The sequence below is a fragment of the Sphingomonas arvum genome (assembly GCF_026013565.1).
GTDB lineage: Bacteria > Pseudomonadota > Alphaproteobacteria > Sphingomonadales > Sphingomonadaceae > Sphingomicrobium > Sphingomicrobium arvum.
Window position 1 is genome coordinate 797,451 of the sequence record NZ_JAPDOB010000002.1, and the last position, 25,512, is coordinate 822,962.

General features: G+C 65.5%; 21 protein-coding genes and 1 tRNA gene. 16 read left to right on the forward strand and 6 right to left on the reverse strand.

The genetic code is table 11. From position 1 onward, the window contains the following. Positions 1 to 8: 8 nt before the first annotated feature. The 11 genes from OMW55_RS11525 to OMW55_RS11575 all read left to right on the forward strand — a co-directional run bounded on the left by OMW55_RS11525 (position 9) and on the right by OMW55_RS11575 (position 12,415). Positions 9 to 3,203, forward strand: coding sequence for a helicase-related protein (locus OMW55_RS11525; protein WP_319950668.1), 3,195 nt, complete (start codon positions 9 to 11; stop codon positions 3,201 to 3,203). A gap of 82 nt (positions 3,204 to 3,285) precedes the next feature. Further along, positions 3,286 to 5,088, forward strand: coding sequence for a methanol/ethanol family PQQ-dependent dehydrogenase (locus OMW55_RS11530; RefSeq protein ID WP_264883276.1), 1,803 nt, complete (start codon positions 3,286 to 3,288; stop codon positions 5,086 to 5,088). Then, on the forward strand, positions 5,066 to 5,620 hold the full coding sequence (locus OMW55_RS11535) for a c-type cytochrome (RefSeq protein ID WP_264883278.1): 555 nt from the start codon (positions 5,066 to 5,068) through the stop codon (positions 5,618 to 5,620). The genes OMW55_RS11530 and OMW55_RS11535 overlap by 23 nt, the downstream gene beginning before the upstream one ends. Further along, complete coding sequence (coxB, locus tag OMW55_RS11540) at positions 5,617 to 6,576, forward strand: cytochrome c oxidase subunit II (RefSeq protein WP_264883280.1); 960 nt, start codon at positions 5,617 to 5,619, stop codon at positions 6,574 to 6,576. The genes OMW55_RS11535 and coxB overlap by 4 nt, the downstream gene beginning before the upstream one ends. Then, a complete protein-coding gene (gene ctaD / locus OMW55_RS11545) occupies positions 6,573 to 8,486 on the forward strand; it encodes a cytochrome c oxidase subunit I (RefSeq protein ID WP_264883282.1) in 1,914 nt (637 codons plus the stop codon). The genes coxB and ctaD overlap by 4 nt, the downstream gene beginning before the upstream one ends. After that, positions 8,483 to 9,100 carry a cytochrome c oxidase subunit 3 gene (locus OMW55_RS11550; protein WP_264883283.1) on the forward strand — a complete coding sequence of 206 codons (618 nt, stop codon included), beginning with the start codon at positions 8,483 to 8,485 and terminating at the stop codon, positions 9,098 to 9,100. Before ctaD ends, OMW55_RS11550 begins: the two co-directional genes overlap by 4 nt. Further along, the gene (locus OMW55_RS11555) at positions 9,097 to 9,438 is read left to right on the forward strand and encodes a hypothetical protein (RefSeq protein WP_264883284.1); all 342 of its coding nucleotides are present in this window, start codon (positions 9,097 to 9,099) and stop codon (positions 9,436 to 9,438) included. The genes OMW55_RS11550 and OMW55_RS11555 overlap by 4 nt, the downstream gene beginning before the upstream one ends. Beyond that, the gene (locus OMW55_RS11560; RefSeq protein WP_264883285.1) at positions 9,435 to 10,316 is read left to right on the forward strand and encodes a cytochrome c oxidase assembly protein; all 882 of its coding nucleotides are present in this window, start codon (positions 9,435 to 9,437) and stop codon (positions 10,314 to 10,316) included. The genes OMW55_RS11555 and OMW55_RS11560 overlap by 4 nt, the downstream gene beginning before the upstream one ends. Then, positions 10,294 to 10,710, forward strand: coding sequence for a c-type cytochrome (locus tag OMW55_RS11565; protein WP_264883286.1), 417 nt, complete (start codon positions 10,294 to 10,296; stop codon positions 10,708 to 10,710). The genes OMW55_RS11560 and OMW55_RS11565 overlap by 23 nt, the downstream gene beginning before the upstream one ends. Beyond that, positions 10,707 to 11,630, forward strand: a complete 924-nt coding sequence (locus OMW55_RS11570) for a PQQ-dependent catabolism-associated beta-propeller protein (RefSeq protein ID WP_264883287.1) — start codon at positions 10,707 to 10,709, stop codon at positions 11,628 to 11,630. Before OMW55_RS11565 ends, OMW55_RS11570 begins: the two co-directional genes overlap by 4 nt. Continuing rightward, entirely contained in the window at positions 11,627 to 12,415 is a 789-nt protein-coding gene (locus OMW55_RS11575) for a quinoprotein dehydrogenase-associated putative ABC transporter substrate-binding protein (RefSeq protein WP_264883288.1), read from the forward strand. The genes OMW55_RS11570 and OMW55_RS11575 overlap by 4 nt, the downstream gene beginning before the upstream one ends. Before the next feature lie 164 nt (positions 12,416 to 12,579). Here OMW55_RS11575 and OMW55_RS11580 read toward each other — a convergent pair whose 3' ends face one another. From OMW55_RS11580 to OMW55_RS11590, 3 genes are all read right to left on the reverse strand, one after another. After that, positions 12,580 to 16,182 carry an ABC transporter permease/M1 family aminopeptidase gene (locus OMW55_RS11580; RefSeq protein WP_264883289.1) on the reverse strand — a complete coding sequence of 1,201 codons (3,603 nt, stop codon included), beginning with the start codon at positions 16,180 to 16,182 and terminating at the stop codon, positions 12,580 to 12,582. A 3-nt stretch (positions 16,183 to 16,185) separates the two neighbouring features. Next, entirely contained in the window at positions 16,186 to 17,061 is an 876-nt protein-coding gene (locus tag OMW55_RS11585; protein WP_264883290.1) for an ABC transporter ATP-binding protein, read from the reverse strand. A gap of 118 nt (positions 17,062 to 17,179) precedes the next feature. Continuing rightward, complete coding sequence (locus OMW55_RS11590; RefSeq protein ID WP_264883291.1) at positions 17,180 to 17,965, reverse strand: 3-hydroxybutyrate dehydrogenase; 786 nt, start codon at positions 17,963 to 17,965, stop codon at positions 17,180 to 17,182. A 100-nt stretch (positions 17,966 to 18,065) separates the two neighbouring features. On the opposite strand from OMW55_RS11590, the gene ypfJ reads away from it, so the two are divergent. Then, positions 18,066 to 18,950, forward strand: a complete 885-nt coding sequence (gene ypfJ, locus OMW55_RS11595; protein WP_264883292.1) for a KPN_02809 family neutral zinc metallopeptidase — start codon at positions 18,066 to 18,068, stop codon at positions 18,948 to 18,950. A gap of 1 nt (position 18,951) precedes the next feature. Here the strand turns inward: ypfJ and OMW55_RS11600 are convergent, their stop codons facing one another. Both OMW55_RS11600 and OMW55_RS11605 read right to left on the reverse strand, forming a co-directional pair. Continuing rightward, positions 18,952 to 19,944, reverse strand: a complete 993-nt coding sequence (locus tag OMW55_RS11600; protein ID WP_264883293.1) for an NADP-dependent oxidoreductase — start codon at positions 19,942 to 19,944, stop codon at positions 18,952 to 18,954. 75 nt (positions 19,945 to 20,019) lie between these two features. Beyond that, entirely contained in the window at positions 20,020 to 21,555 is a 1,536-nt protein-coding gene (locus OMW55_RS11605) for a DUF2171 domain-containing protein (protein ID WP_264883294.1), read from the reverse strand. 199 nt (positions 21,556 to 21,754) lie between these two features. On the opposite strand from OMW55_RS11605, the gene OMW55_RS11610 reads away from it, so the two are divergent. The 3 genes from OMW55_RS11610 (at position 21,755) to OMW55_RS13980 (ending at position 23,343) form a co-directional block, all read left to right on the forward strand. Next, positions 21,755 to 21,830, forward strand: a tRNA-Ala gene (locus tag OMW55_RS11610). Between the two features lie 100 nt (positions 21,831 to 21,930). Then, positions 21,931 to 23,022, forward strand: coding sequence for a hypothetical protein (locus OMW55_RS11615; RefSeq protein ID WP_264883295.1), 1,092 nt, complete (start codon positions 21,931 to 21,933; stop codon positions 23,020 to 23,022). Positions 23,023 to 23,103: 81 nt separating this feature from the next. Continuing rightward, the gene (locus OMW55_RS13980; RefSeq protein ID WP_407822157.1) at positions 23,104 to 23,343 is read left to right on the forward strand and encodes a DCL family protein; all 240 of its coding nucleotides are present in this window, start codon (positions 23,104 to 23,106) and stop codon (positions 23,341 to 23,343) included. Positions 23,344 to 23,368: 25 nt separating this feature from the next. Here OMW55_RS13980 and OMW55_RS11620 read toward each other — a convergent pair whose 3' ends face one another. Further along, positions 23,369 to 23,968, reverse strand: a complete 600-nt coding sequence (locus OMW55_RS11620; RefSeq protein WP_264883296.1) for an SOS response-associated peptidase — start codon at positions 23,966 to 23,968, stop codon at positions 23,369 to 23,371. Between the two features lie 85 nt (positions 23,969 to 24,053). On the opposite strand from OMW55_RS11620, the gene OMW55_RS11625 reads away from it, so the two are divergent. Next, positions 24,054 to 24,797 (forward strand): Ltp family lipoprotein, encoded by a 744-nt coding sequence (locus OMW55_RS11625; RefSeq protein WP_264883298.1) that lies wholly within the window; start codon positions 24,054 to 24,056, stop codon positions 24,795 to 24,797. Positions 24,798 to 25,512 lie beyond the last annotated feature (715 nt).

Here is a 25,512-nt window from a genome sequence, read left to right on the forward strand (position 1 = left end):
GGAAGTGCGTGATTACCCTTCTCGACGAGCGCCCGGGCGCCGCCACCCAAGCCGACACTGGTGCAACCTCCACAGCGGAACCGAGCGGGATCGGGGAGACCGCGGCGGTGCTGCTCGACGCGCTGGCGGACGGCGACCTCATCTATCTTGCGGCGGATGAGCCTGGCGGGCGCGAGCTGTTTCGTGCCGTGCAAGCCGGGGCGCCCGAGGCCGTGGTGGTGTTCGTGCCGCCGAGCGACAGCTTGCCCGGCGAAGCCTCGGCACCCACGCCCGCCAACGCCGGCGAGCGCACGGCCGCTTTGCGGCGGATCCACGCGACAACGGCCGACGGGCAGCGGCCGCGGATTGCGCTGATCAGCACCGGCGAAGCGGCGGCGCGCCTGACGGCTCCGGCCGAGGCGTTCGGGACCGCGCCGCCGATCCTGCGCTGCGGCCAGGAACTCAACCTCGAGCAGCTGGCTGAGCAGCTGTGCGAGATCGGCTATTTCGTCGACGATCGGGTCGACGAGCCGGGCGAGATCGGGCCGCGCGGGCAGGTGCTGGACATCTTCCCGGCCGACGCTGGCCAGCCCTATCGAGTCGAGGTGCAGGAAGGGCGGCTCGCCGCCATCCGCGCCTACGACCCCGCGACGCAGCTGACGACCGGCGAGTGCGAGACGCTGGAGGTGGGGCGGGTGACGGAACCGGCGATCGGGGAGGGCATGACTCTGCTAGACCACTTGCCCGCCGCGCGTGTCGCGCTGGCAGCCGAGGCCGACGGGCGGCGGCAGCGCTTTCTGGCACTTGCCGAGGACGCCGCCAGGCGCCGGCCCAAGCGAGCATTGCGCGACATCTGCGAAGACGAGCGCTGGCAGGCTGCGCTGAAGGTGCATGAGTCGCTCGAGCTCGCCGCGCCGTTCGGTGAGGCGCCGCCACGCTTCGTAGAGGGCCGGGCGCCGGAACGTGCCTTCCTCAAGGCGGCGCGAGCCGCGCTGGCGACGGGCGACCGAGTGCTGCTGCTCGGGACGGCCCGCGATCTGCGCTTCGTCCTGCCCCGGGCCGCCCGAGCACTAAAGACGGAGGCGGTGGCGGCGACCAGCTGGGCCGAAGCGCGCGCCACCGAGCCGGGATCGCTGATATCGCTGGAGATGCCGGTGCCGCGCGGCTTCCGCTTGCCCGGGCTGCTCGCAGTCGCCGCCGCCGACCTGCTCGGCAGTCGCGCCCAGCGCGACACGGACCCGGCGGTCAGCGTTGAAGTGCCGTTGCTCGAAGCGTCGGAAGTGCGGATCGGCGACGTCGTCGTGCACGAGGACCATGGCATTGCGATCGTCGCAGGCCTGCAGACGCTGCCGGACGACGGCGGCGAGGCGATCGTGCTGCGCTTTGCCGGTGACGCTCGGCGGCTGGTGCCAGTGACTGAGGCCGACCGGCTGTGGCGCTACGGCGCGGACGAAGATGCGGTGACGCTCGACAAGCTCGATGGCTCGAGCTGGGAGAAACGGCGGCTGGAGATCCTGTCCTCCATCGCCGAGACGGCGCGTGGGTTGGTCGCGCTCGCGGCGGAGCGGATGAAGCAAAGCGCTCCAGTGCTGGAGCCGGACGCGGCCGTCTACGAGCGCTTCGCCAGCGGTTTCCCGTTCACCGAAACCGCCGACCAGGCCCGCGCGATCGAGGCGGTGCGCGCCGACCTTTCCTCCGGCAAGCCGATGGACCGGCTGATTATCGGCGACGTCGGCTACGGCAAGACCGAGGTGGCGCTGCGCGCCGCAGCCATCGCCGCGCTGGCCGGCAAGCAGGTGGCCGTCGCGGCGCCGACGACCGTGCTCGCCCGCCAGCACCTCGAAAGCTTTCGCGAGCGCTTCGCCGGCCTGGACGTGGAGGTCGCCGGCCTGTCGCGCCTGGCAAGCGCGGCCGAGAGAAAGCGCGTGGCGGCCGGGCTCAAGGACGGCTCAATCAGGGTAGTGGTCGGCACCGGCGCGGTGGCGGGCAAGGCGATCGCCTATGCCGACTTGGCGTTGGTGGTGATCGACGAGGAGCAGCGCTTCGGTGCCGCCGACAAGACCAAGCTGCGCGAGCTTTCGGCGGGGCATGTGCTGACGCTCAGCGCCACGCCGATCCCTCGCACGCTGCAATCGGCGCTAATCGGCCTGCAGCAGATGTCGGTGATCGCCACGCCGCCGGCCCGCCGCCAGCCGATCCGCACCGCCATCGCCAGCTTTGACGAGGCCACCGTCCGCACCGCCCTGCTGCGCGAGAAGAGCCGTGGCGGGCAGAGCTTCGTGGTGGTGCCCAAGATTGAGGACATGACTGACATGGCGGCGCGGCTTGCCAGGATCGCGCCGGAACTCGACCTGCTTCAGGCCCATGGCAAGATGCCCGCGGGAGAAATCGACGAGACCATGGTCCGCTTCGCCGCGGGCGATGGCGATGTGCTGCTCGCCACCAACATCATCGAGGCCGGCCTCGACGTGCCGCGTGCCAACACCATGCTGGTGTGGCGCGCCGACCGCTTCGGCCTGTCGCAACTTCACCAGCTGCGCGGGCGGGTCGGGCGTGGCGCACGGCGTGGGCAGATCTACCTGCTGACCGAGGAAGGCGCGGAGATCGCGCCGCGCACCATGGCCCGCCTCAACACCCTGCAGGCGTTCGACCGACTGGGCGCCGGGTTCGCGATCAGCGCCCGCGACCTTGACCAGCGCGGGGCTGGCGACCTGTTGAGCGACGAGCAGTCGGGCCACGTCAAACTGATCGGCGTCGACCTTTACCAGAACCTGCTCGGCCGCGCTCTGCGCGAGGCGCGCGGCGAGGCGGTGGACGAATGGACCCCCACGCTCAACCTTGGCACGAGTGGCAGCCTGCCGGCCGAGTGGATCCCGGAGGAGGAGACCCGCGTCGGCTTGTACATCCGTTTTGCCCGCCTGGCCGACGTGCCCGCACTGGAAGCGTTCGAGCAGGAATTGGCCGACCGTTTCGGCGAACTCCCGCCGCCCGCACAGGCACTGCTGGCGCTGGCGCGGGCCCGCGTGCTGGCGCGCAGTGCGGGGATCGACAAGGTCGATGCGGGGCCAGCCGCCATTGCATTGACGCCACGCGCCGGAACCAAGCTCGGCGAGCTGCCTGGCGGGCTCGACAGCAAGGATGGCCGACTGCTGCTCAAGGAGCGGATCGACGATCCGGTCGACCGGCTCGTCCGGGTCGAGGAGGTGCTCGCCGAGATCAGCTGAGCTACTTACCGGAACTTACCTCCCCGTTTCGGCGTTGAAACGTTTGTCGCGGCCTTGGGAAGGGCTGCGCGCAGGGGAACATATGGCTGGAGCAGTCCGGTGGCGTCTTGCCGCCTTGTTCATTTGCACGCTGCTCGCCACGCCCGCCTTTGCTCAAACCGGTGCCGTTACTGCTCGCTCCGTGGCGCAGGCCGACAATGGCAATTGGGAGATGCCGGGCAAGAATGTCGCGGCCACCCGCTTCTCGGCGATGCGGGAGATCACGCCCGCCAACGTTCGCAACCTGCGCGTTGCCTTCACAGCGTCGACCGGAATCAACCGCGGGCATGAAGCGCCGCCCTTGGTGATCGGCGGCACCATGTACCTGGTGACGCCGTTCCCCAACAAGCTGATCGCGCTGGACCTGACCAAGCCAGGCGCGCCGACCAAGTGGGTGTTCAATCCCAAGCCGCCGACCGCGGCGCAGGGGGTTGCCTGCTGCGACGTGGTCAACCGCGGCGCGGTCTATGCGAATGGCCGCCTGTTCTTCAACACGCTGGATGGACGGACGGTCGCGGTGGACGCGCGCTCGGGCAAGCTCGCCTGGCAAACGAAGCTCGGCGACATTCAGCGCGGCGAGACCATGACGATGGCCCCGACGGTCGCTAACGGCAAGGTGATCGTCGGCAACTCGGGCGGCGAAATGGGCGTGCGCGGCTGGATCGCGGCGCTCGACACGGGCTCCGGGCGAGTGGTGTGGAAGGCGTTCAACACTGGCCCCGACAAGGACGTGCTGATCGGGCCACGCTTCAGGCCATTCTACGCGATGGACCGGGGCAAGGACCTGGGCGTCAAGACCTGGCCGCCGGGCGCATGGAAGATTGGCGGCGGCAGTGTGTGGGGCTGGGTCAGCTACGACCCGCAGCTTCGCCTCATCTACTACGGCACCGGCAATCCCGGGCCGTGGAACCCCGAGCAGCGGCCAGGCGACAACAAGTGGACCACCGGCGTCTTCGCCCGCGACGTCGATACCGGCCAGGCCGTGTGGTTCTACCAGAGCACGCCGCACGACCTGTATGACCATGACGACATCAACGAGATTATCTTGGTCGACATGCCGGTGGCCAAGCGCATGCGCCCCGTGCTGCTGCGACCGGCGCGCAACGGCTTCTTCTATGTCCACGACCGGCGTACCGGCCAGCTGCTGAGCGCCAAGCCGTACAGCTACATGAACGTGGCCAAGGGCATCGACCCGCACACTGGCCGGTTGATCCCGGTGCCGGAGAAGGAGCCCAAGGTCGGGCGGGTCGTCCGCAACATCTGCCCGGCGGCGCCCGGTGCCAAGGACTGGAATCCGGCGGCGTTTAGCCCGATCACTGGCGTCGTTTACATCCCCCACATCAACCTGTGCATGGACATGGGCGCGCTGGAGGCCAACTACATCGCGGGCACGCCTTACGTCGGCGCGGACGTGAAGATGTACGCGGGGCCTGGCGGCAACCGCGGCGTGTTCACCGCGTGGGACCCGGTCCACGCCCGCAAGGTGTGGGAGTTCAAGGAGGACCTGCCGCTGTGGAGCCCGGCGCTGGCGACCGCCGGCGGGCTGGTCTTCTACGGAACCATGGACGGCTGGTTCAAGGCGATCGACCAGCGCAACGGCAAGCTGGTCTGGCAGTTCAAGACCGGCAGCGGGATCATCGGCCAGCCGATCAGCTATCGCGGCCCTGACGGTCACCAATATGTCGCGGTCATGTCGGGGGTCGGCGGCTGGGCGGGCGCGATCGTCGCCGGCAAGCTCGACCCGCGCGACGGTACTGCGGCGCTCGGCTTCGTCAATGCGATGAAGGACCTGCCGGCAAGGACCGATGCGGGAGGCATGCTCTATGTCTTCACCCTGCCGCGCTAGCCTCGCGCTCGCCGCAGTGGCCCTGCTCGGTGGCTGCGACCGGGAAGAGCGGGACAGCCGCGGCCAGCCGGTGACCGAAACGGTGCCGGCCGGGGCCACCGCCGACACTATCTACCCCGGCGGTCCGAGCGGCTCGACGGTAACGCTCAGTCCCAAGGCGGCCGCCTACGAGAACAACGCTTATCACATTGCGCAGGGGCAGCAGCTCTATGGGCAGATGAACTGCGTCGGCTGCCACGCGCATGGCGGCGGCGGCATGGGGCCGGCGCTGATCGACGATGAATGGCGCTATGGCGGGCGGATCGAGCAGATCGCAACCACCATCGTGGAGGGCCGGCCGAACGGCATGCCGAGCTTCCGGGGCAAGCTGACCGACACCCAGATCTGGGAATTGGCGGCCTATGTCAGGGCTATGTCGGGCCAGGTGCGCAAGGATGCGGTTGGCGCACGGACCGACGAGCCCAGCAACACGCCGCCGCTGACCCAGACTAGGCGCGAGCCGATCGTGCCGGGCGAGGACGCCACGCCATGAACACGGTGCAGTCGGTCTTCGGCGGACAGGGTGCGGAGGGCGCGCAGTTCCTGTCGCTGATGACCCTGTTCACCGTCGTTACCACCATCATCTACCTGCTGGTGCTCGCTTATCTGGCGTTGGCATTGTGGCGGCGGCGCCGAACCGAGCATACGGTCGAAAGCGGCGACCACGCGGCCGAACCGCCGCCGCAGCGTACGGCCCTGATCGGCTGGGTGGCGCTGGTCAACACGGGATTGATAGTGCTGACGGTGGCCAGTTTCCTGACGGACCGAGCGATGGCTCGGACCGCCAGCAGCCCGGCGTTGGAAATCGAGATCATCGGCCATCAATGGTGGTGGGATGTGAAGTACACGGGGGCGGACCCGTCGCAGTCGCTGGAAACCGCAAACGAGCTTCACCTGCCGGTCGGCGTGCCGGCGCACATTACGCTGAAGTCCGCGGACGTGATCCATAGCTTCTGGGTGCCGAACCTCGCTGGCAAGCAGGACCTCATCCCCGGGCGGCAGACCGACATTTCGATCAAGCCGACGCGGACGGGCCTGTTCCGCAGTCAGTGCGCCGAGTTCTGCGGAGTCCAGCATACGCACATGGCGCTGGACGTGACCGTCGAAAACCGGGCGGACTTCCTGCGCTGGTACCGCGCCGGGCTGCAGCCGGCCAAGGCGCCGACTGCGCCCCTCGCGAAGGCCGGTTACGCCTATGTTATGACGCGCCAGTGCGCGATGTGCCACAATATCACCGGCACCGAGGCGGGAAGCCATTTCGGGCCGGACCTGACGCACCTCGCCAGCCGCCGCAGCATCGCCGCGGGCACTTTGCCGATGAACCGCGGCAACCTCTATGGCTGGGTCGCCGACCCGCAGGCCAACAAGCCCGGATCCAAGATGCCGACGCTTGGGCTTGAGCCAAATGAGCTGCACGCCGTGGTCGCCTATCTGGAGACGCTGAAGTGAGCGCGGCCGAGCTGGCGCGTGACGGACCCACCCTGCACGGGCCGGAGCTGGCCGCCCGACTGGAGCGGAGCTGGAGTCGCGATCCGGGACTGCTCGGCTGGTTGGCCACCGTCGACCACAAGGAGATCGGCCGTCGCTATCTTGTGACCGCGTTCGTCTTCCTGGCGCTCGCCGGCGTACTGGCACTCGCCATGCGGGTCCAGTTGGCCAGGCCCGACCAGAACATCATCGGCGCCGCGCGCTACAACGAGATCTTCACCATGCACGGGACCACGATGATGTTCCTGTTTGCCGTGCCGGTGATGGATGCCGTTGCGATCTACCTCATCCCGCTGATGCTCGGCACGCGCGCGACCAGCTTCGCCCGGCTCAACGCCTTCAGCTACTACGTTTACCTCGCCGGCGGCATGCTGCTCTGGATCGCGTTCGTGCTGAACGTCGGTCCGGACGTCGGCTGGTTCGCCTACGTGCCGCTGTCCGGCCCCGAATATGGCGTCGGGAAGCGGGCGGATATCTGGGCGCAGATGGTCACGTTTACCGAAGTGGCGGCGCTATCGGTCGCGGTGGTGCTGACCGCCACCATCCTGAAGCAGCGCGCGCCGGGCATGAGCCTCGACCGCATGCCGCTGTTCGCCTGGGCGATCCTTGTGACCTCGTTGATGGTGATCTTCTCCATGCCCTCGGTCGCGCTGGCGAGCGGCATGCTTCTGAGCGATCGGCTGGTCGGAACGCAATTCTACAACCCGACCGAGAATGGCGATGCGCTGCTGTGGCAGCACCTGTTCTGGTTCTTCGGCCATCCGGAGGTGTACATCATCTTCCTGCCGGCGGTCGGCTTCGTCAGCGAGATCACCGCCACTTTCTGCCGCCGGCCGGTGTTCGCTTATCCCGTGATGGTGATGGCCGTGGTGGCAATCGGCCTGCTCGCCTTCGGTCTGTGGGTCCACCACATGTTCGCGACCGGTCTGCCCCGGGTCGGCTACAGCTTCTACACCGCGGCGAGCATGGCGGTGGCGATCCCGACCGGCATCCAGATCTTCTGCTGGATAACCACCATGTGGCTGGGCCGGCCGCGGTTCGATGTTCCGTTCCTCTACGTCGTGGCATTCATCGTGACGTTCGTGATCGGCGGGCTGACAGGGGTCATGGTCGCCTCCGTGCCGCTCGACCTGCAGCTGCACGACAGCTACTTCATCGTCGCGCATTTCCATTACGTGCTGATCGGCGGAGCGGTCTTCCCGCTACTGGGGGCAATCACCTACTGGTATCCCAAAGTGACCGGCCGGCTGATGTCGGAGCGGCTAGGCAAGCTCAGCTTCTGGCTGCTGTTCGGGAGCTTCCAGCTGACCTTCTTCCCCATGCACCTGAGCGGCATGCTTGGCATGCCCCGCCGCGTGTACACCTATCCGGCCGGACTGGGTCTGGAGCTGCCGAACTTCCTGTCCAGCATCGGCGCGTTCATCGTGGCGCTCGCCTTTGTCCTGTTCATCGCAAACGTGTTTCTGTCACTCCGCCGCGGGGCGATCGCAGGTCCGAATCCGTGGAAAGCAGGCGGGCTCGAATGGGCGACCAGTTCCCCGCCGCCGCCCTACAATTTCGCGCACGTGCCGTCCGTCGGCAGCGCTACGCCGCTATGGGACGGCCCGCTAAAGTGGATGAGCGGGCTGCGCGTCGACGAGAAGGAGATGCTGCTGACCACCGTGGTTTCGGCCCGCCCGGACCTGCGCGAACCCGTGCCCGAGCCCAGCATCTGGCCATTTATTTCGGCGCTGGCGCTGACGGTTATGTTCGTCAGCTCCATCTTCTCGCCGTGGGCCGTACTGTTTGGCCTCGTGCCACTCGGCGTTGCGCTGATCGCCTGGTTCTGGCCCAAGCAGCTTGAGCCGACTGCCGAACCGGTAATTGAATGAGCGACGCTCCGACCTTCGAACGCGACCTGGCGGACGTGCCGACAAGTGCGTTCGGTTCTCGCAGCCTCACCTGGTGGGGCGTGATCGCCTTCATGGCCATAGAAGCCACCGGCTTCGCGCTGGCAATCGGCGCCTACTTCTTCCTGATGGCGCACGAGCACAGCTGGCCACCCGAACCGTGGCTACCGCCCGACCTGCTCGCGGGAACGCTCTTCACTACCTTGATCGTGCTGAGCGAAGTTCCGAACACGCTGGCCAAGCACGCGGCGGAGAAGCATGATCTGCCCGCCGTCCGGCGCCTGCTAATCGTCATGGCGGTGATCGGAGCCGTGTTGCTGGTGCTGCGCGGGTTCGAGTTTAACAGCCTCAACGTGCGCTGGACCGACAATGCCTATGGTTCGGTCATCTGGCTGCTGCTGTTCCTGCACACGACCCACATCGCAACCGACTGGGCCGACACGCTGGTCCTGGCCGCGCTGATGCACACCCGAGAAGGGGAGGAGGCCCGCCGCTTCACCGACACGAGCGAGAACAGCCTCTACTGGCGCTTCGTCTGGCTCACCTGGCTGCCCATTTACTTGTTGCTCTATTGGCTGCCGAGGTGGGCGCCATGAGGATGGCAACGCGGGCGCGGCTATATGCCTGGCCATGGGCGGGGTTCCTGCTGGGCGGGCTCGGTTTCATCCTGTCGCACCAGATCGGGTCGACGGGCAATTATGACGCGTGCAGCCTGCACGGCTGGCCCGACGTCCTGCTGGCAGGCGTGCTGTCCCTCGGACTGGCAGGCATGGGAGCGCTGCTATCCTGGCGGTTGTGGCGGCGCGGGGAGCACCACGAGAGTGCGACGCGGCGCTTCATCGCGCTGGTGTCGACCCTTGCTGCGGGGCTATTCGCCTTTGCCATCGTTCCGCCCATGATCGCGTCGCTGCTCATACCAAGGTGCTTCGGATGAGGTGGTGGGCGCTCATGCTGCTCGCGGTGCCGGGTTCCGCTTACGCGCATGCCGGACACGAGCATGCCGAAGCGCCCGGCTGGACCTTTGATCCGCTACTCGTGCTGCCGCTGCTTTTCGCGCTTGGCCTCTACCTGCTGGGTGCCCGCCGGCTATGGCAGCGGTCCGACCTGTCGCACCCGGCGCAGCGCCGGACCACGCGGCTCTTCGTGTCCGGCTTGGCTGTTCTCGCTTTGGCTTTGCTGTCGCCGCTGCACGAAGGGGGGGAGCGGAGCTTCACCCTGCACATGATCGAGCACGAACTCATCATGCTGGTCGCGACGGCGCTGCTCGCCGGATCGGGCGCGGGCGGGGCGCTGGCCTGGGGCCTACGGAAGTCATGGCGCTCGCTGCCGGCCGGCGCCCCGGCGCGGCTGTGGCGAGCAGTAACCGAGCCGGTCACGGCCACCGTGCTGCAAGCTGCGGCGCTGGTCGCCTGGCACCTGCCGGTGCTGTTCGACCTGGCACTTCGCCAGCCCGCCGTGCACATCTTGCAGCACGCGAGTTTCTTCACCACCTCCTTGGTCTTCTGGTGGGCCATGCTGCACGCACGGGGTGACCGCAGCCGGTACGGAGTGTCGGCGCTGTGCCTGTTCGTGACCAGCCTCGTCGGCGGGGCACTCGGCGCGCTGATGGCCGTGTCGAACAGCCCGTGGTACGCACCTTACGCCGCCATGCCGCTGACCGGCATCGGGCTGCAGCCCGCCGCCGACCAGCAGCTTGCCGGGTTGATCATGTGGATACCCGGCGGGCTGGTCCACGCCGGTGCCGCCCTTGTCTTTCTTCATCGGTGGCTGAAGGCCGCGGAGACCAGTCATGCCCCTGTCCCGCAACAATAGGCGGCTGGCCGCCGCCGCAGCCGTGCTCGTGCCGGTCGCAGCAGCCGGAGCGGTGACGGCAGACTATGTGGACGAGAGCCACGAACTGCAGACGCGGGCGGCCCTGGTCACGGGCGGTGATCCGACGGCGGGGCAGGCCAAGTTCATCGCCTACGGCTGCGGTAGCTGCCACAGCCTGAAGAACGTCCGCCATGCGGTCGGGATGGTCGGACCTCGACTCGACGGCGTCGCACTGCGCGCGATGATCGCGGGCAAGCTGGCGAACAATCCGGGCAACCTGCAGCATTGGATCCGCGACCCGCAGGCGGTCAGCCCCGGCACCGCGATGCCCGACCTCAACGTCGGCGAACGCGACGCGCGCGATATCGCCGCTTTCCTGTACACTCGCTCGTGATCTTCCTGCTGGCGGCGGCCGAGACGATTTTCGTCAGCGACGAAGCGGGCAGTTGCGTCCAGGCGGTGGACGCGGCCACCCTAAAGGTTGTCGAATGCGTCGTGGTTGGCGCTCGTCCCCGAGGAATGGCGGTGTCGCGCGACGGCAAGCGGCTGTACGTCGCAGCGAGCGACGCTAACCGGATCGCGGTAATCGACACCGCCACCCGCAAGATGGTGCGAACTATCGACTCCGGTCCAGACCCGGAGACCTTCGCGCTGTCGCCCGACGAGCGACAGGTCTATGTCGCCAACGAGAACGACAACGAGCTGTCGATCATTCCAATCGCCAGTGGCGCCCGGCGAGAAGTGGCGGTTGGGGGCGAGCCGGAAGGAACGGCCGTCAGTCCCGACGGACGAACCGTCATTCAGGCATCCGAAAGCGGCAGCATGGCGCACGTGATCGATGCTGCGTCCGGCACCGTGCGCGCCAACCTGATAGTGGATACCCGTCCGCGCTACATCGCGTTCACGCCGGACGGGACGCGGTTCTGGGTGTCATCCGAGCTGCGCGGGACGGTGTCGGTGTTCGATGCGGCAACGCTGAAGCCGCTAGGCAAGATCGATTTTGATCGCGCGAACCTTACAACCGAGCTGATCCAACCGGTCGGCATCCGGTTCACGCGCGACGGGAAGCGTGCATTCGTGGCGCTCGGGCGCGGCAAGCTGGTGGCCGAGGTCGATCCGCAGACGCTCGCCATCCGGCGGACGTGGCCGGTTGGCCTGCGCGCCTGGAACCTCGCGCTGTCGCCTGACGAGCGCCGGCTCTACACGGCAGACGGGCTCGACGGCACGATGTCTGTCGTCGACCTGGTCGCGAATAAGGTGCTTCCCCCGGTGAAGCTGGGCGGCAAGCCGTGGGGCATCGAGGCGGTGCCATGAAGTGGGCCCTTGCGCTGGCGGCGCTGCTGACGGTGCAACCGGCGGCGGCCCGAACCCTGAAGGTCTGCGCGGACCCCAACAACCTGCCGTTCTCGAACGCCAAGGAAGAGGGCTTCGAGAACAGGATCGTCCGGATCGTCGCTGCCGAGCTTAGGGCCGACGTGGAGTATGTCTGGTGGGCGCAGCGCCGCGGTAACGTGCGGGAAACGCTGAATGCCGGGCTGTGCGACATCATCCCAGGGGTGGGCAGCTCGCTCGACATGCTGGCGACGACGCGGCCTTACTACCGCTCCGCCTATGTCGCGGTGGTGCGCGATCCGGCGCTGAAAGGGCTCTCCAGCTTCGACGATCCGCGGCTTGCGCGGCTGAAGATCGGGGTGCAGCTGATCGGCGACGATGGCAGCAACACGCCGCCGGCGCATGCACTTTCGCGGCGGGGCATGATCGACAATGTGCGCGGCTTCGCGGTGTACGGCGACTATTCGCAGCCACTACCGCAGGCACCGATCGTGCAAGCCGTCGCCAGCGGGGAGGTCGACGCGGCGTTCGTGTGGGGACCGACGGCCGCCTTTTTCATTCGTCGCTCGGCCGTGCCGCTGAGCTATGCGGTCGTCTCGCCGCTCAGCGACGGTCCGGCGCTGCCGATGGCGTTCGACATATCCATGGGTATGCGGCGGACGGATGTACCGTTACGGCGCGAGCTGGAGGCGGCGCTCGAACGGCGCGCTGTCGAGATCCGGTCGGTGCTGGTGAGTTACGGCGTGCCGCTGCTGGACCAGCCCTGATCAATAGATGTCGTTCAGCGCCGCGCCGATTGTGATCAGCGCGGTGACAAGCACCAGCAGCGCCGCCCAGAGCTCCCACTTCGCCTTCATCGGCGCCCGATCGTTGCCAGCCATACGCGTCCGTCCTCCGTCTGGTGCAGCAACGCGCGGGCCGTCCGAAGGGGTCAGCGGGCGGCGGGACCCGTGACTTCCTTCACATTGTCGTCGCTGTTGCGGTCGATGTAATAATTGTACGGATCGACGCCCGCGAACGCCGGCTTGGCCGTGCTGCGGATCACGATCTTCTTGACGCTGCTGCGGATCGGCTGGCGCCCGAGTTCGATCACGTTCCTGGCCGAGAAGGCTCCGAGTCCGGGGCGGGCGGTGAACAGCCCGACTTCGATCGGCTCATAAAGATTAGCCTTCGACTCCGCACCCTTGCCGTCCGCATAGTACTTGTCCGCGGCGATCGTCAGCGTCGTCTGCCAAGCGTTGCCGACCTTCGTGGTAACGGCATCGGTGACTTTGAGGTCGTACAATGTGATCCGTTCGAACAGGTCGGTGATCAGCTGCTGCTGTTCCGGCGTCTCCGCCTCCTTGCGGAACTCGGCGACGAGGTCGGTCGAACGCAGGTAGGGCGGACCAGTGAAGCGATAGCGGGCAACGAAGCGCGCCAAGGCCCGGTTAACCGCCGCTTCGCCCAGTCGCTCCTGGAGGAGGTACATCGCCACGGCGCCCTTGCGGTAATGGATATACTGCTGGTTCTCGACCCGCTCGAGCGGCAGTTCCTCCAGCGCCTCGCCCTTGCGGCCGCGCAGGTAGCCGTCGAGTTCGTATTTGAGGAAGCGGCGGATCTTGTCCGGTCCGTACAGCTTCTTCATCACCATCAGCGCGGAATATTGCGCGAGCGTCTCGCTGCTCAGCGTCCCGCCCTGCATGTCGGCGCCGACCACCTGGTGTGCCCAATATTGGTGTGAGATCTCGTGCGCGATGACGTAGGTGGTAAAGTCGATCTTCTCCGGGTCGTTGGTGTTGGCGTTGAAGCCGATCGACTCCGAATAGGGCATGGTGCCGGCAAAAGCCTGGGCGAAGCTGTTGTAACCCGGGAATTCGATGATGCGGGCGTAGTTGAACTGGTAAGGCCCGAAGTTTGCGCGATAATAGTCGAGCGACGTTGACATCGCGCGCAGCATCTTGGGCACGTTGTGGTCGTGACCGGGATGATAGAGCACCTCCAGCGCGACGCCGTTGTGGTTGCGGCGCGCCGCCTGGTAGGCGGCCGACTGGACGGAGAAGAAGTTGAGGATCGGCGCGGGGCTGACGAACCGGGCTGTGCGGCGGCCGTTGGCGGTCGTGTCCGCGACCTGGTTGCCGGGCGCGATCGGCGTCTGGTCCGCATCAGTGGTCACCCGGATGTCGGACATGACCCAGTCCGACCCGATGTAGTTGCGACGGGTTGCGCTTAGATCCTCGAGCTTGGCGGGGCGCAGCTCGGCGGGAAGGCCCTGACGGCGACGCTGCGTCCGGTCGCTGAGCATGCCTTGGCGGGTCATCCCGATCAGCGGCGCGAAATCGAAGTTGTTCACGAGCGTGCCGTTTTCGATCACGTCCGTGGCCGGAGCACTGGCCCGGAAACCTTGCCGCCAGATGCGTGTGCGGAAGACAAGGGCAGTGGCCTGGCCAGGAGCGAGCGGACGGTCGAACCGATAGATGCGATAGCCGAACCTTTCGTCGTCAGACACTGGGCGCGCGCCCGGTATGTCGAGCTTCAGCAATTCGGTATCCCGGTCCCCCTGACGGACGTGGAGATCGCGGATGGGTGCGTCCGTCCGATTGACCAACTCGTAGCGCCCGTCGGTCACCATCCGCCGTTCCTTCGGGAACAGCTGCACGTCGAGGTTCACCCGGGTGATGCTGGGCTGCGGCAGCTTCTCGTACTTGAGGTACTTGCGCTCGTAATCGGCGCGGAACTTCTCGACCTCGTCCGAAGTCTCGTAACGGTTCAATACCTTGATGTTCTGGTAGGCGTAAGCGCCCGTGGCGGCCATCGCCAGCGCCGCCACGCCCGCGATCGCCAGCGGCACGGCGCCCGGCCGCCGCAGGCGCCTCAAGCGCGTGCGGAGGTCGAGGTCCGTGCCGCGGGGCCACAGCAGGTGGGCAAGGACGGCGAAAATCACGGCGCACATCAGCCAGTAGAACTGCAGCGTCAGCGCGCCCTTCCAGAAGCTGCCGGCGCCGACGAAGTCGCTCAAGGGCACGCCTGGGTATGCACCGTAGAGGTAGAGCGGGTTGGTGTAGCCCATGTTCGATAGGAAGATGGTCCCGACGAACCAGACGAAGATGACTCCCCAACCAAGGTACTTGCTGGGGCTGAGCACCTGCACCAGGACCACTAGGATGGCGATTAGCAAGCCATCCATGGCAGCGGGAAGAATGAACCACGCGAGATAATCGGCGACGCCGAACTCGGTAGCGCCCTTGGCCAGCTGGTAGAACAGGCCAGTCGCCATCGCGACGAGGTTGACGGTGAGCAGGACCACGAAGATGGCGATGATCTTCGGCACGGTCATCACCCAGCTGGGCACAGGCGTGGAGTCGATCAGCTCGTTGAACTTGCGATCGCGTTCGCGCCAGACCAGCTCGCCGCCGTAGAATACGGCGACCATTAGCAGGAAGATCGACGACATGTTGCGTACGACGTCGACCACGGCCGAGACGGTCGGATAGTCGGGCGTGCCGTAGGTCGACTGGCCCTGCCACAGGTTTGCGGAGGTGAAGCCGATCGCCAGCAGCGCCAGGATGAGCAGGCCGGGACTGGTCAGGACCTGGCGGACCTCCAGGCGGAGCCGCATGAAGAACTGGGTGGCGGTGGACGAGCGCGCGTTGCGGGCGACCACCTCGTCGCCGCCGAATGTCGGCGCCACGGCGGCAGCCTTGGCCTCGCGGGCTTCCCGCTTGGCCAGCTTGCGCAGCCGGCGGCGCGACGGCGCGCGCTCCGTCAGCGAGAAGCGCCAGAGGGTGAGCCCGAGGAACAGTAGGCCGAGAACGATCGCCCAGCCGCGATTGAATGCCATTGTGCCCGTCAGGTCGACCAGGCGGTTGTTCAACTCCGCCTGCGTCCAGTAACGGGTGGCCTGATCCAGTGCGCCGGTGCCGAGCGGCTCCCAGCGCGCGAAGCTGTCCCGATATTCGATGTTCTGCCCGACGACGCTGCTGGTCACGAGATAGCCCATCACCAGCAGCACGGCGCCGATGTACGATGCCATCATCGAACGCAGCGAGGTCGCGAGCGCAAACAGGATAGCGCTGGTCAGGAAGATGTTGGGGATGGCGAACAGCAGGTAGTTCCAGGCGTAGTGCGACAGCCGCAACGGCCCGACTGTTTCCGGATCGACCCACGGCATCGCCGATCCGACCATCAGGCCGAGCGGCACCGCCAGATAGCCGAGGTAGGCGACGACGAGGCCGCCAAGAAAGCGGCCGAGCACAATCTGCGCCTTGGTTACGCGCGTCGCCCGGATGATCGGTGAGAAGCCGCTGGAATCGTCGCGGACGATGGCGTTGGCGACGAACGCGGTGGTGACGAACAGGTAGAAAAGGGTAAAGATGGCGGTGGCCACGGCGATGGCGGAGGGCGCGTTCTCGTGCACCGCGCCGGGCGTTCCGATCCGGACGTTCTCGCTGGCGGTCAGGCCGAAGCCGAGCAGGAAAAAGATGGCGATCGCGACCCAGAAGACCGGGTTGCGGAGCTGGTAGCGGATCTCGAACCGCGTGATACCAAGTAGCATGCCTCAGGCCGCGCGGCGCAGGGTGGAAAGCGTGGCGAAGTAGACGTCCTCGAGCCCACCCTCGACCGGGTGGAAGCCGGCCGGCTGCCGGTCAGACAGGACGTGGATGATGGTCTGCCCGGCAAACAGGCGGGTGGAAATGATCTCGTGGCTGGCCTGGTAGGTCGGCAGTTCCGAGTGGCCGATCGCCTTGCGCCAGACATGGCCACGGGTGGAGGCGATGAGGTCGGCCGGCTTGCCCTGCAGTTGCACGCGGCCGTTCGCGAGCACCGCCATCAAAGGGCAGAGGTCCGCGACGTCGTCGACGATGTGGGTCGACAAGATAACGACGACGTTGTCACCGATCGCGGCGAGGAGGTTCAGGAAGCGATTGCGCTCCTCCGGGTCGAGGCCGGCGGTGGGCTCGTCGACGATGATCAGTTCCGGATTTCCAATCAGCGCTTGAGCGATGCCGAAGCGCTGCCGCATGCCACCGGAGAAGCCGGCAATGGCCTTGTCGCGGACGGCCCAGAGGTTGGTCTGGTTCAGCAGCGTCTCGACCACTGCCTTTCGGTCGGCGCGGCCGGTAATGCCCTTCAGTACCGCCATCTGGTCCAGCATCGCGTAAGCCGAGACTCGCGGGTAGACTCCGAAGTCCTGCGGCAGATAGCCGAGGGTACGGCGGAGCCGATCCGGCTCGGCGAGCGCGTCGATGTCGCCAAACCGGATGGTCCCCGCCGTGGGGGCCTGCAGGGTCGCAATCGTCCGCATCAGGGTGGACTTGCCTGCGCCGTTGGGTCCGAGCAGGCCGAACATGCCCCGTGGAATAGACAGAGAGACGTCGTTCAGCGCCACCGTGCCGTTGGCGTAGGTGTGCGACAGGCCCGCGATTTCCAGCATTTTCCCCCCGGTGCGCCACCCTCTTGGACAGGTGAGCGGCGCGCGGCAGGCTAGCGTCGTGCTTCGTGCCTCACAATGCGAAGTTCGGCAGACCGACAGACGGCAGATGTCTCTAGGACTAGGCCGCCGTCCAGCCGCCATCCATGCTGAGGTTCGCGCCGGTGATCGAGCCCGCTTCAGGCCGGCAGAGGTACAGCGCCAGGCTGGCGACCTCGATCGGCTCCACGAAGCGCTTGGTCGGCTGGGCGGCGAGCAGGACGTCGTTCATCACCTGCTCCCGGGTCAACCCGCGGGCCTTCATTGTGTCGGGGATCTGGTTCTCGACCAGCGGCGTCCAGACATAGCCGGGCGAAATGCAATTAACGGTGACACCGTCGCGCGCCGCCTCCAGCGCCACCGCCTTGGTGAAGCCGGCGACCCCGTGCTTGGCGGCGACATAAGGCGCCTTGTTGGGCGAAGCGACAACGCTGTGGGCGCTTGCGGTGTTGATGATCCGGCCCCAGCCGCGCTGGCGCATGCTGGGCAGGCACAGGCGCGTGGTATGGAACACGGCCGACAGGTTCACCGCCAGGATTGCGTCCCATTTCTCGGTGGGGAAGTCCTCGATCGGCGAGACGAACTGAATGCCGGCGTTGTTGACGAGGATGGAGGGGGACCCGAGCTCGTCCGTGCAGGTTGCGACCATCGCGTCGATCGCTTCCGGGTTCGACAGGTCGGCGTCCGAATAGCCCGCGCAGTCGCCGTTAAGCTTGGTGAGTTCGTCCTGGATGACCTGGATCTCGGCTCGGTCGCCGAAGCCGTTCAGCATCACCCGAGCACCTTCGGCCGCAAGGGCCCGCGCGATGGCGAGGCCGATGCCCGACGTGGAACCCGTGACCAGCGCGACCTTGTCCTTGAGCAGCATGGTTAAGTCCTCCGTTGTCGGGCGCCTGTCGCGTGCCGCCGCGCCGATTGCAACCGTTACGGGCGGCGAAGCATTTTATAGCTACTTGAAGGAGCATGGCATGCGTTTGGGTGGTGGCAACGACGACGGCTTTATCGATCGGACCGGCTCGAGCGGCGGCGGCGGCATGCTTGGCGGCGGAGGCGGGATGCTCGGCTTCCTCCTGCCGATGGTTCTTGGCCGCTTCGGCTTCGTCGGCATCCTGATCCTGCTGCTGGGTTATTGCGCCTTGTCCAGCCTTGGCGGCGGCGGCGGCATGCTCGGTGGCGGCTCGCAGCAGGCTGCTTCCGGCCAGTCGACCCTGTCACCACAAACCCGGCAGGTCCTGACGGGTGCGTTGTCCTCGACCAACGAGATCTGGGGCGAGCTGTTTCGCGCGTCCGGTGCGTCGTATCAGCGTCCCGAACTAGTGGCTTATACGCGAGGCACGTCCACTGGCTGCGGGCAGGGGCAGGCGGCGATGGGGCCGTTCTACTGCCCGTCGGACCGCCGCATCTACATCGATCCTCAATTCTTCAATGAGCTCAGTCAGCGTTTCGGAGCACCGGGCGACTTCGCGCAGTACTATGTCATCGCGCATGAGGTCGGCCATCACGTCCAGAACCTCGAGGGCACCCTTGATCGCGCAAGCACGGCTCAGGCCCGCGCAGGCGAAGCGGGCGGCAACCAGATTCAGGTCGGTGTCGAGCTGCAGGCCGACTGCTATGCAGGAGTCTGGGCAGCCAACGCCAAGGCGCCGGACGGCAGCCGGGCGCTTGAAAATGGCGACATCGAAGAGGGTCTGCGCGCGGCGCAGGCGATCGGCGACGACACCTTGCAGCAGCAGACGCAGGGACGCGTCGTGCCGGAGAGCTTTACCCACGGCACCTCGGCGCAGCGCATGGAAGCGCTGCGCCGCGGCCTGACCACGGGTAACCCGGCGAGCTGCAACTACAACCGGGTCTGACCTAGAGCTTCACCAGCATCTTGCCGGTGTTCTTGCCGGAGAAGAGGCCAAGGAATGCTTCCGGCGTCTTCTCCAGGCCTTCGACAATGGTGTCGCGGCTCTTGACCTGGCCGCTGGCCATCAGCGCGCCCATCTTCTGAAAGAACTCGCCCATCTGGGGCATGTAGTCGGTGTAAATGAAGCCCTTGAGCATGATCCGCATGGCGATGATCCGCATGATGTAGCGGAAGGCCATCGGCTCGGCACTGTTGTAGCTGTCGATCATGCCGCAGATGGCGAAGCGAGCATTCTGGCGGGCGTGGGCGAAGGCAGCGTCCAAATGATCGCCGCCGACATTGTCGAAGTAGACGTCGATGCCCTTGGGCGCGGCCTCTGCCAGCGCCTTCACCAGCGGCGTGCCGGACTTGTAGTCGATCACCGCATCAGCACCCAATGAGCGGACGAACTCGCACTTGTCGGCCCCGCGGGCCGAGCCGATCACGGTCATGCCGTGCGCCTTAGCGATTTGCACCACGGCCGAGCCGACCGCGCCCGCCGCCGCGGACACGAACAGAGTGTCTCCCTCCTTGGCCTGAGCAGCGTCAAATAGTCCGAACCAGGCGGTGCCGCCGGTGACACCCAGGTTACCGAGGAAGTCCTGCGGCTGAACACCGGGGATTGGCGGCAGCTTGTTGAGGCTCTTACCCGGGACCACCGCTTCGTCGCGCCAGCCCGCCATGTGCAGCACCGTGTCGCCAGGCTGGAAAGCGGGGTCGCGGCTTTCCACCACCTCGCCGACGGCACCGCCTTCGAGCGGCTGGCCGATCTGGAACGGCGGGACGTAGCTCTTCACGTCATTCATCCGCCCGCGCATGTACGGGTCGACCGACAGCCAGCGGTTGCGGACGTGGACGCTCCCTTCGGTCAGCTCCGGCAGGCTGGTCTCCGCGAACTCGAAGTTGTCGGCGGTGGGTAGTCCGCTGGGGCGGCTCTTGAGGTTCCAGGCGCGGGCCATCGAGCTTCTCCTAAAGCAAAGGGCCCGACCGCCATGGCGGCGGCCGGGCCCTCGCGTCAACGCTTCAACGTGCGCTTAACTGCGCTTGTTGTCGTCCTCGTAGGTGCCGGAGAAGCTCCGGTCGAGGATATGCGGGCCATCCCCGGACTGCTGGCCGGCGGTCGACGAACCAGTTGCTCCGGTCGCGCCCGTGTTCAGGTCCTGGTTGCCGCGGTTCTCGTCGTCCCGTCGACCACCGAACAGGCCGCTTAGCAGGCCGCCGCCGCCCGAGCCGCGATCGTCACCGCCGCGCTCCTCGTGCAGCTGACCGCGGAGCGAGTCCTTGGTGCCGCTGAGGTAGACCTTGCCGTCTTCAACCCGTTCCAGGAGCGAGCAGCTGAAGCTGCGGTGCACGCCGCCGGCTTCGGGATCGTTCTTGGTCATGATCACGGTGTCGCCGTGAACCTTGTCGACCATGCCGATGTGCTGCCCGCTCGAGTCTACTACTTCGAAGTGCTCGCGGATGGATTGCAGCATCTGGCGCTTGGTCTGGCGTTGCTGGCGGAATCCGGAGAACTCGTTCTCGAACCGGCTCTGATGCTCCTGGCGGTAGGCGTGGTAGTCATTGTCGAGCTCGTCGATCTGACGCTGGCGCCAGCTCGAATAATGCTCGTCGTGCGGGCTGCTGCCACGGCCGCCGAGCAGGGACGCGCCCGCACCTGCCGCCGCGCCGACGAAGCCACCCCGATTACGGCTGCGGTCGTCATCGCGCCCGCCGCCGTAGCGCTGGCCGCCGCTCATTCGGTCGTTGCCCTGGTCCTGACTGAAGTCCTGGCGGCCATACTGACTGCGGGTGAAGTCCTGCCCGCCCATGCCGGAGCGGTAGTGCTCCTCATGGTCCTGGCCGCCGCTGCTGCCACGGCCATAGTCACCGGTCATCGGCCGGTACTGGTCGCCACCCTGGCTCTGCCGGCCGTAGCGCTGACTGCCGAAGCCGGAGCGGTCATCGTCATGGCTGAAGCTGCCTTGGCCGAAGCGCTGCCGGTCCTGGTCACGGTCGCGATGCTGGTCTTCCCAGCCGCGGCTCTGCGGCGAAGGCGAGTAGCTGCCGCCGCCACGCTGGCCGTAGCCCGGGGGGTAGCCGCGGTTGCCGCCACGGTCCTGGTCCCGATCCCGGTGCTGGTCCTGGCGATAGCCGGTGCTGCCCCAATGGGACCGGTCCTGGCTGGTGTAGTCGCCGCCGCCGAAGCCGCCGCTTTCGCCGCCGCCACGGCCATACTGGCTACGATAATCGCCGCCTTCACGGCCGCGGCCATAACTGGTCGACTGCCCACCGCCGAAGAAGGCCGAGCGGTCGTCGTCATGAGCCCCGCCGTGCTCACGCCGGGGGTCGCGACCCTGGTTGCCGTACTCGCTGCGGCCACGGCTACTGTCCGGATGGCTCATGCGGTCGTCATCGCCGCGCCGACCGCCGCTGTCCTCGTCGCCGAACCAGCTTTGCACCTCGTCACGGGCGCGGTCCCAAAAGCCGCGGTTGTCGCCGCCGCCGCCGCCACGCGGCCCGTTGTTGCGGTCCTGATAGCGACCCTCGTCGCGGTATCCGCCGCCGCGGTCATACCGATCGTTAGCCATTGCCACTCCTCCAAAAGGGTGCATGCCGGCGCGGGCGGGGGTGCCCGCCGCATGATGGTTGATAAACGAGCAGGCGCAGGGCTCTGTTCCGGGCGGAGAGAGGGCAGCACGGCCAGGCGGAGGCGCCTAGACGACGAGGCGAAAAGGCGCGTTGCAAGGGAGAGAAAGCGCAGCTAGAGGGGCGCTTACCGACAGGTGCGGGGCTGTAGCTCAGATGGGAGAGCGCTGCAATCGCACTGCAGAGGTCAGGGGTTCGATTCCCCTCAGCTCCACCAGCCCTGTCAATTACTTAGCTGGCCTCACCCGCGGGCGGTACGGAAATAGCACGGAAGGCTGTTCCGGCTGATCTTACTACAGGTAGCGCATCCGTGTCTGATGCGCCGCACTCCAGCGCTGGCCAGCCGTAGGCAGGGCCTTTCCTGCCGGCTCTTGCATTGCGAAGTGAGTGGCTTACCGTTCGTCACGCCGGATCACCTGCTGTCGCGGGAGCAATACGCGCGAGTTAAGGAACTCGGGCCTTTTCCCCAGAAAACAGCCCTTTACGAGCAGAATATGACCTCAAAGGAACTCACCCCCGCGCAAGGCAAACTAGACCTTGGAATCGAGTGCCAGGCCGAAGTCGACGGCATCGGCATGGGAGTTTTAAAGAATGGAACCGCCTATCTGACGGGTCGCGGCCTTGCCCGCCTCGTAGATATGGAGAACCTCCATATTCGCACTATCGGTCAAGAGTGGCTGCTGGACTCCCCACCACCGCGCACAGAGAGCATCAAGGCCATTCTCGCAAAACGTGGGATACATCGGGACTCGGCTTACATCGCCACCAAAGATGCAGGGGGGCAGACTGTTCATGCTTTCCCCGAAGACGTTTGTCTCGCCGTTCTTGAGTACTATGCGTTTGATGCCGCTAAGCCGCGGGAAGCAGCTCGCGACAACTACCGCCTGTTAGCCGGCAAGGCGTTGCGTGACCTGATCTATAACCAAGTCGGGTACGACCCGAGCGGAGCTAATCGGTTTCACAAGTGGCATGAGCGGATCGCTCTCAATCACCAGTCGGCTCCCAAGGGCTTCTTCCACGTCTTCAACGAAGCTCACACGATTATTTACGAATTGATTTTAGCCGGCGCCGAGATTGGTGAAAAGTTTGTCGTCGATATCTCAATCGGTTCGCACTGGTCGAAGTATTGGAAAGAGGCCGGCCTAGACATGGTGTATGATCGTGGAAAGTATCCGCATTGTTACCCTGAGAGCCACCCTCAATCCAAATCGAATCCACAGGAGTCATGGTGCTACCCGCTCGCGGCTCTTGGAGCATTTCGAGAGTGGCTGCAGGACGTTTACTTAGAAGGAGGCAAGTTCAAGGGTTATCTTGACGGCAAGGTTGCCAAAGGCGAGTTGCCTCCGTCAGTAGCGCAGCTTGCAATAGACACTCTAGCGCCGGCACAGATCACCGGACCCGAGGCTTAGAAGATGGGCAGGGCTCGCGCCATCAATCTTACTACTCGCAGCTTCGCGAAAGCTGGCGACGCAACCGCTCACTTCAGCAGCATGCTCTCACGCTACAAAGTCGGCGACGAGGTCTCGCCTGAGGACAGTGCTGACTTGGGCGCACTTCTGAAGCGACACGATGAGGCAGCTGATAAGATTGGAGTTGGAGTTCAGCGCTACGAAGTTGGCAGCGCGCCCGAGCCCTTTCCCAATCAGAGGTGCTTCTGGATCGTCCGGAAAGACGGTTCTCGTATCGATTTCTCGTACCAGCATTGTTTGGAGAAGAAAGCTTACGACTAATCCGTGGCCGCCCTGAGCGGGGAAGCTAGGTTTCAATCCGTCGCATCTCTGCGTCTGAGAAGGGCACGGCAAGCTCGCAGGCAGTCACGCGTTCGCTACTCAGCCACGTGGGCACGTCAGCAGGTCGCAGCATCACCGGCATCGCCTTCGGGTGCACGGCGCCAACGCTTTGGTTTGGCTCGCAAGTGAGAAAGGCGAAGTAGGACCGCTCGTCGCCTGGTCGCCAGATGCCGGCAAACGCGAACAGCGGCTCGTCATGCTCGTGCAGGCCGAACCACACTTTGCGCTTTCGCTTGGTCTCTGGGTCGGGCTCTGCCGTCCACTCGCAGAAGCGGGACACGGGCACGATGCAGCGCCGCTCCGGTTTCTCCAGAGCGCTGCGCCAGAACGGACTCGCAAGATTGCGGACGTTGGTGACCGGTCTACCCTTGGCTGCGGCCGGCCCAGGAAAGCCCCACTCCATAACCTCCAGCTTCAGCGTCGCGCCCTCAGTGCGCAGCACAGGTGCGGGCTTCGCGGGGTATATGTCGCCGAACGCAGGCATGTTGGTTCTGTCACCCTCAAAAGAGCCGAAGACACGTCGAATCTCATCGACAGTCGCTGTCATGCTGTACAGATTGCACATGGCGGCAGCTTATCTGCAGCCTTGATTACTGGCTATGGGGGACAAGTGCTCGTCGGTTCGATGAAGGTGGGGTGAGGGGGGGCCTATGTACTGCATCAGGTGCGGCGCCGAACTGCCGGACGGCGCGCTCTACTGTCCGAAATGCGGGAAGAAACAGGAAGACGGGGCTCCTTATGCCGGAACGTCTGCTCTGCACGCGGACGTAGCGGCTACACTTAACCAACCCATCGTACCCGAGGCGTCAGCTAACACGAGTACGAGCGCTTTGAGTTGGATTGTGGGAGCAATCTTGGGGCTGTTTGGTTTGTTCGTTATCGGTGTGGTCGCAGCATCGATTGCAGCGCCCAATAAGGTAGCTGAGCCTAGCGTCGCGAACGCTGTGGTGGGTCAGAACGTCGTCGACATACCCACGGGCCCGCAGGTTACGGAGCCGACATCGAACAGAGCTGCTGAGAATGTGGCTCCTGATCCTGTGGAGAAAGCGACCGTCCAGGAAGAGGAGGAGGACGGCTCCGGCCTAACATCTGCGCAATTAAACGCTGTTCGGTCGGCACAGCAGTATCTGAATATGACTGGCTTCTCACGCGAGGGGTTGATCCAGCAGCTCTCGTCCGAATACGGCAGTGGCTACTCTCGCGCGGATGCAACTGCCGCCGTGGATAGCCTAGCCGTGGATTGGGACGAGAATGCTGTTAGGTCGGCACAGCAGTATTTAGAGATGACTGGCTTCTCATGTCAGAAGCTTATTGATCAACTCTCGTCGGATTATGGCAGCAAGTACACGGTTGAGCAGGCGACCTATGGCGCACACCAGGCCGGGGCTTGCTAGTTGCTGACCGTTGCAATCCCGCCAGCGACGAAAGAGCCGGTTCTGAGCATATCTACCGACAGGGAGAGGACTACGAGAGATTAGGCGAAGTGAGCTTGAAAGCTCCGTTAGGCTTTAGAGCTATCTCGGCGAAGTTTCGCGGGGGTGCGATCCTCCATGAGGGCAAGGAATGAGTATATGCCGGCAGCAGCGAACGTGATCCGGCTGCTTTCCGTCAGCATTGTCATTACCTTGTCCGAGAGGGCGGCAGGCGTCAGGAGTGCCAGAGGGACTAGAGCTACCCCTGCGAAGAACAGTTCTCCCGTGTCTCGGGAAAAGACGGGAGGAGGCCTCTTCAGCTGCCGCCTACGGAAACGGACGTAGAGCATGGCCCCGATGAGCGAGGCCAGATCGACAGCTCGAGAAGCTATGCCCTCCCAGAGAGCTGCAGCGAGGGAACTCAATCGCGTTTGATGGCTCGAAACGCCGTCAGCATCCCTGCACCGAGGCCAACGACCGCCCCTAGCTCGCTAGCGGCAGCTGTCAGCGCCGGGATCCAGCTGAGAAACGCACCTGCCACAACGGTGCCAGCCAAAGCCGACCCAGCAACCCAGCGTAGGCTATGGATAATGGTTTCAGTGGTGGTCGTCATGAAAAGACACGTAATCCAGAGTGTGAGGCGATTCAACTTGTGGTTGAAAGTCGCGTTCCCTGCCGATCGCTTTGCTCATTCAAC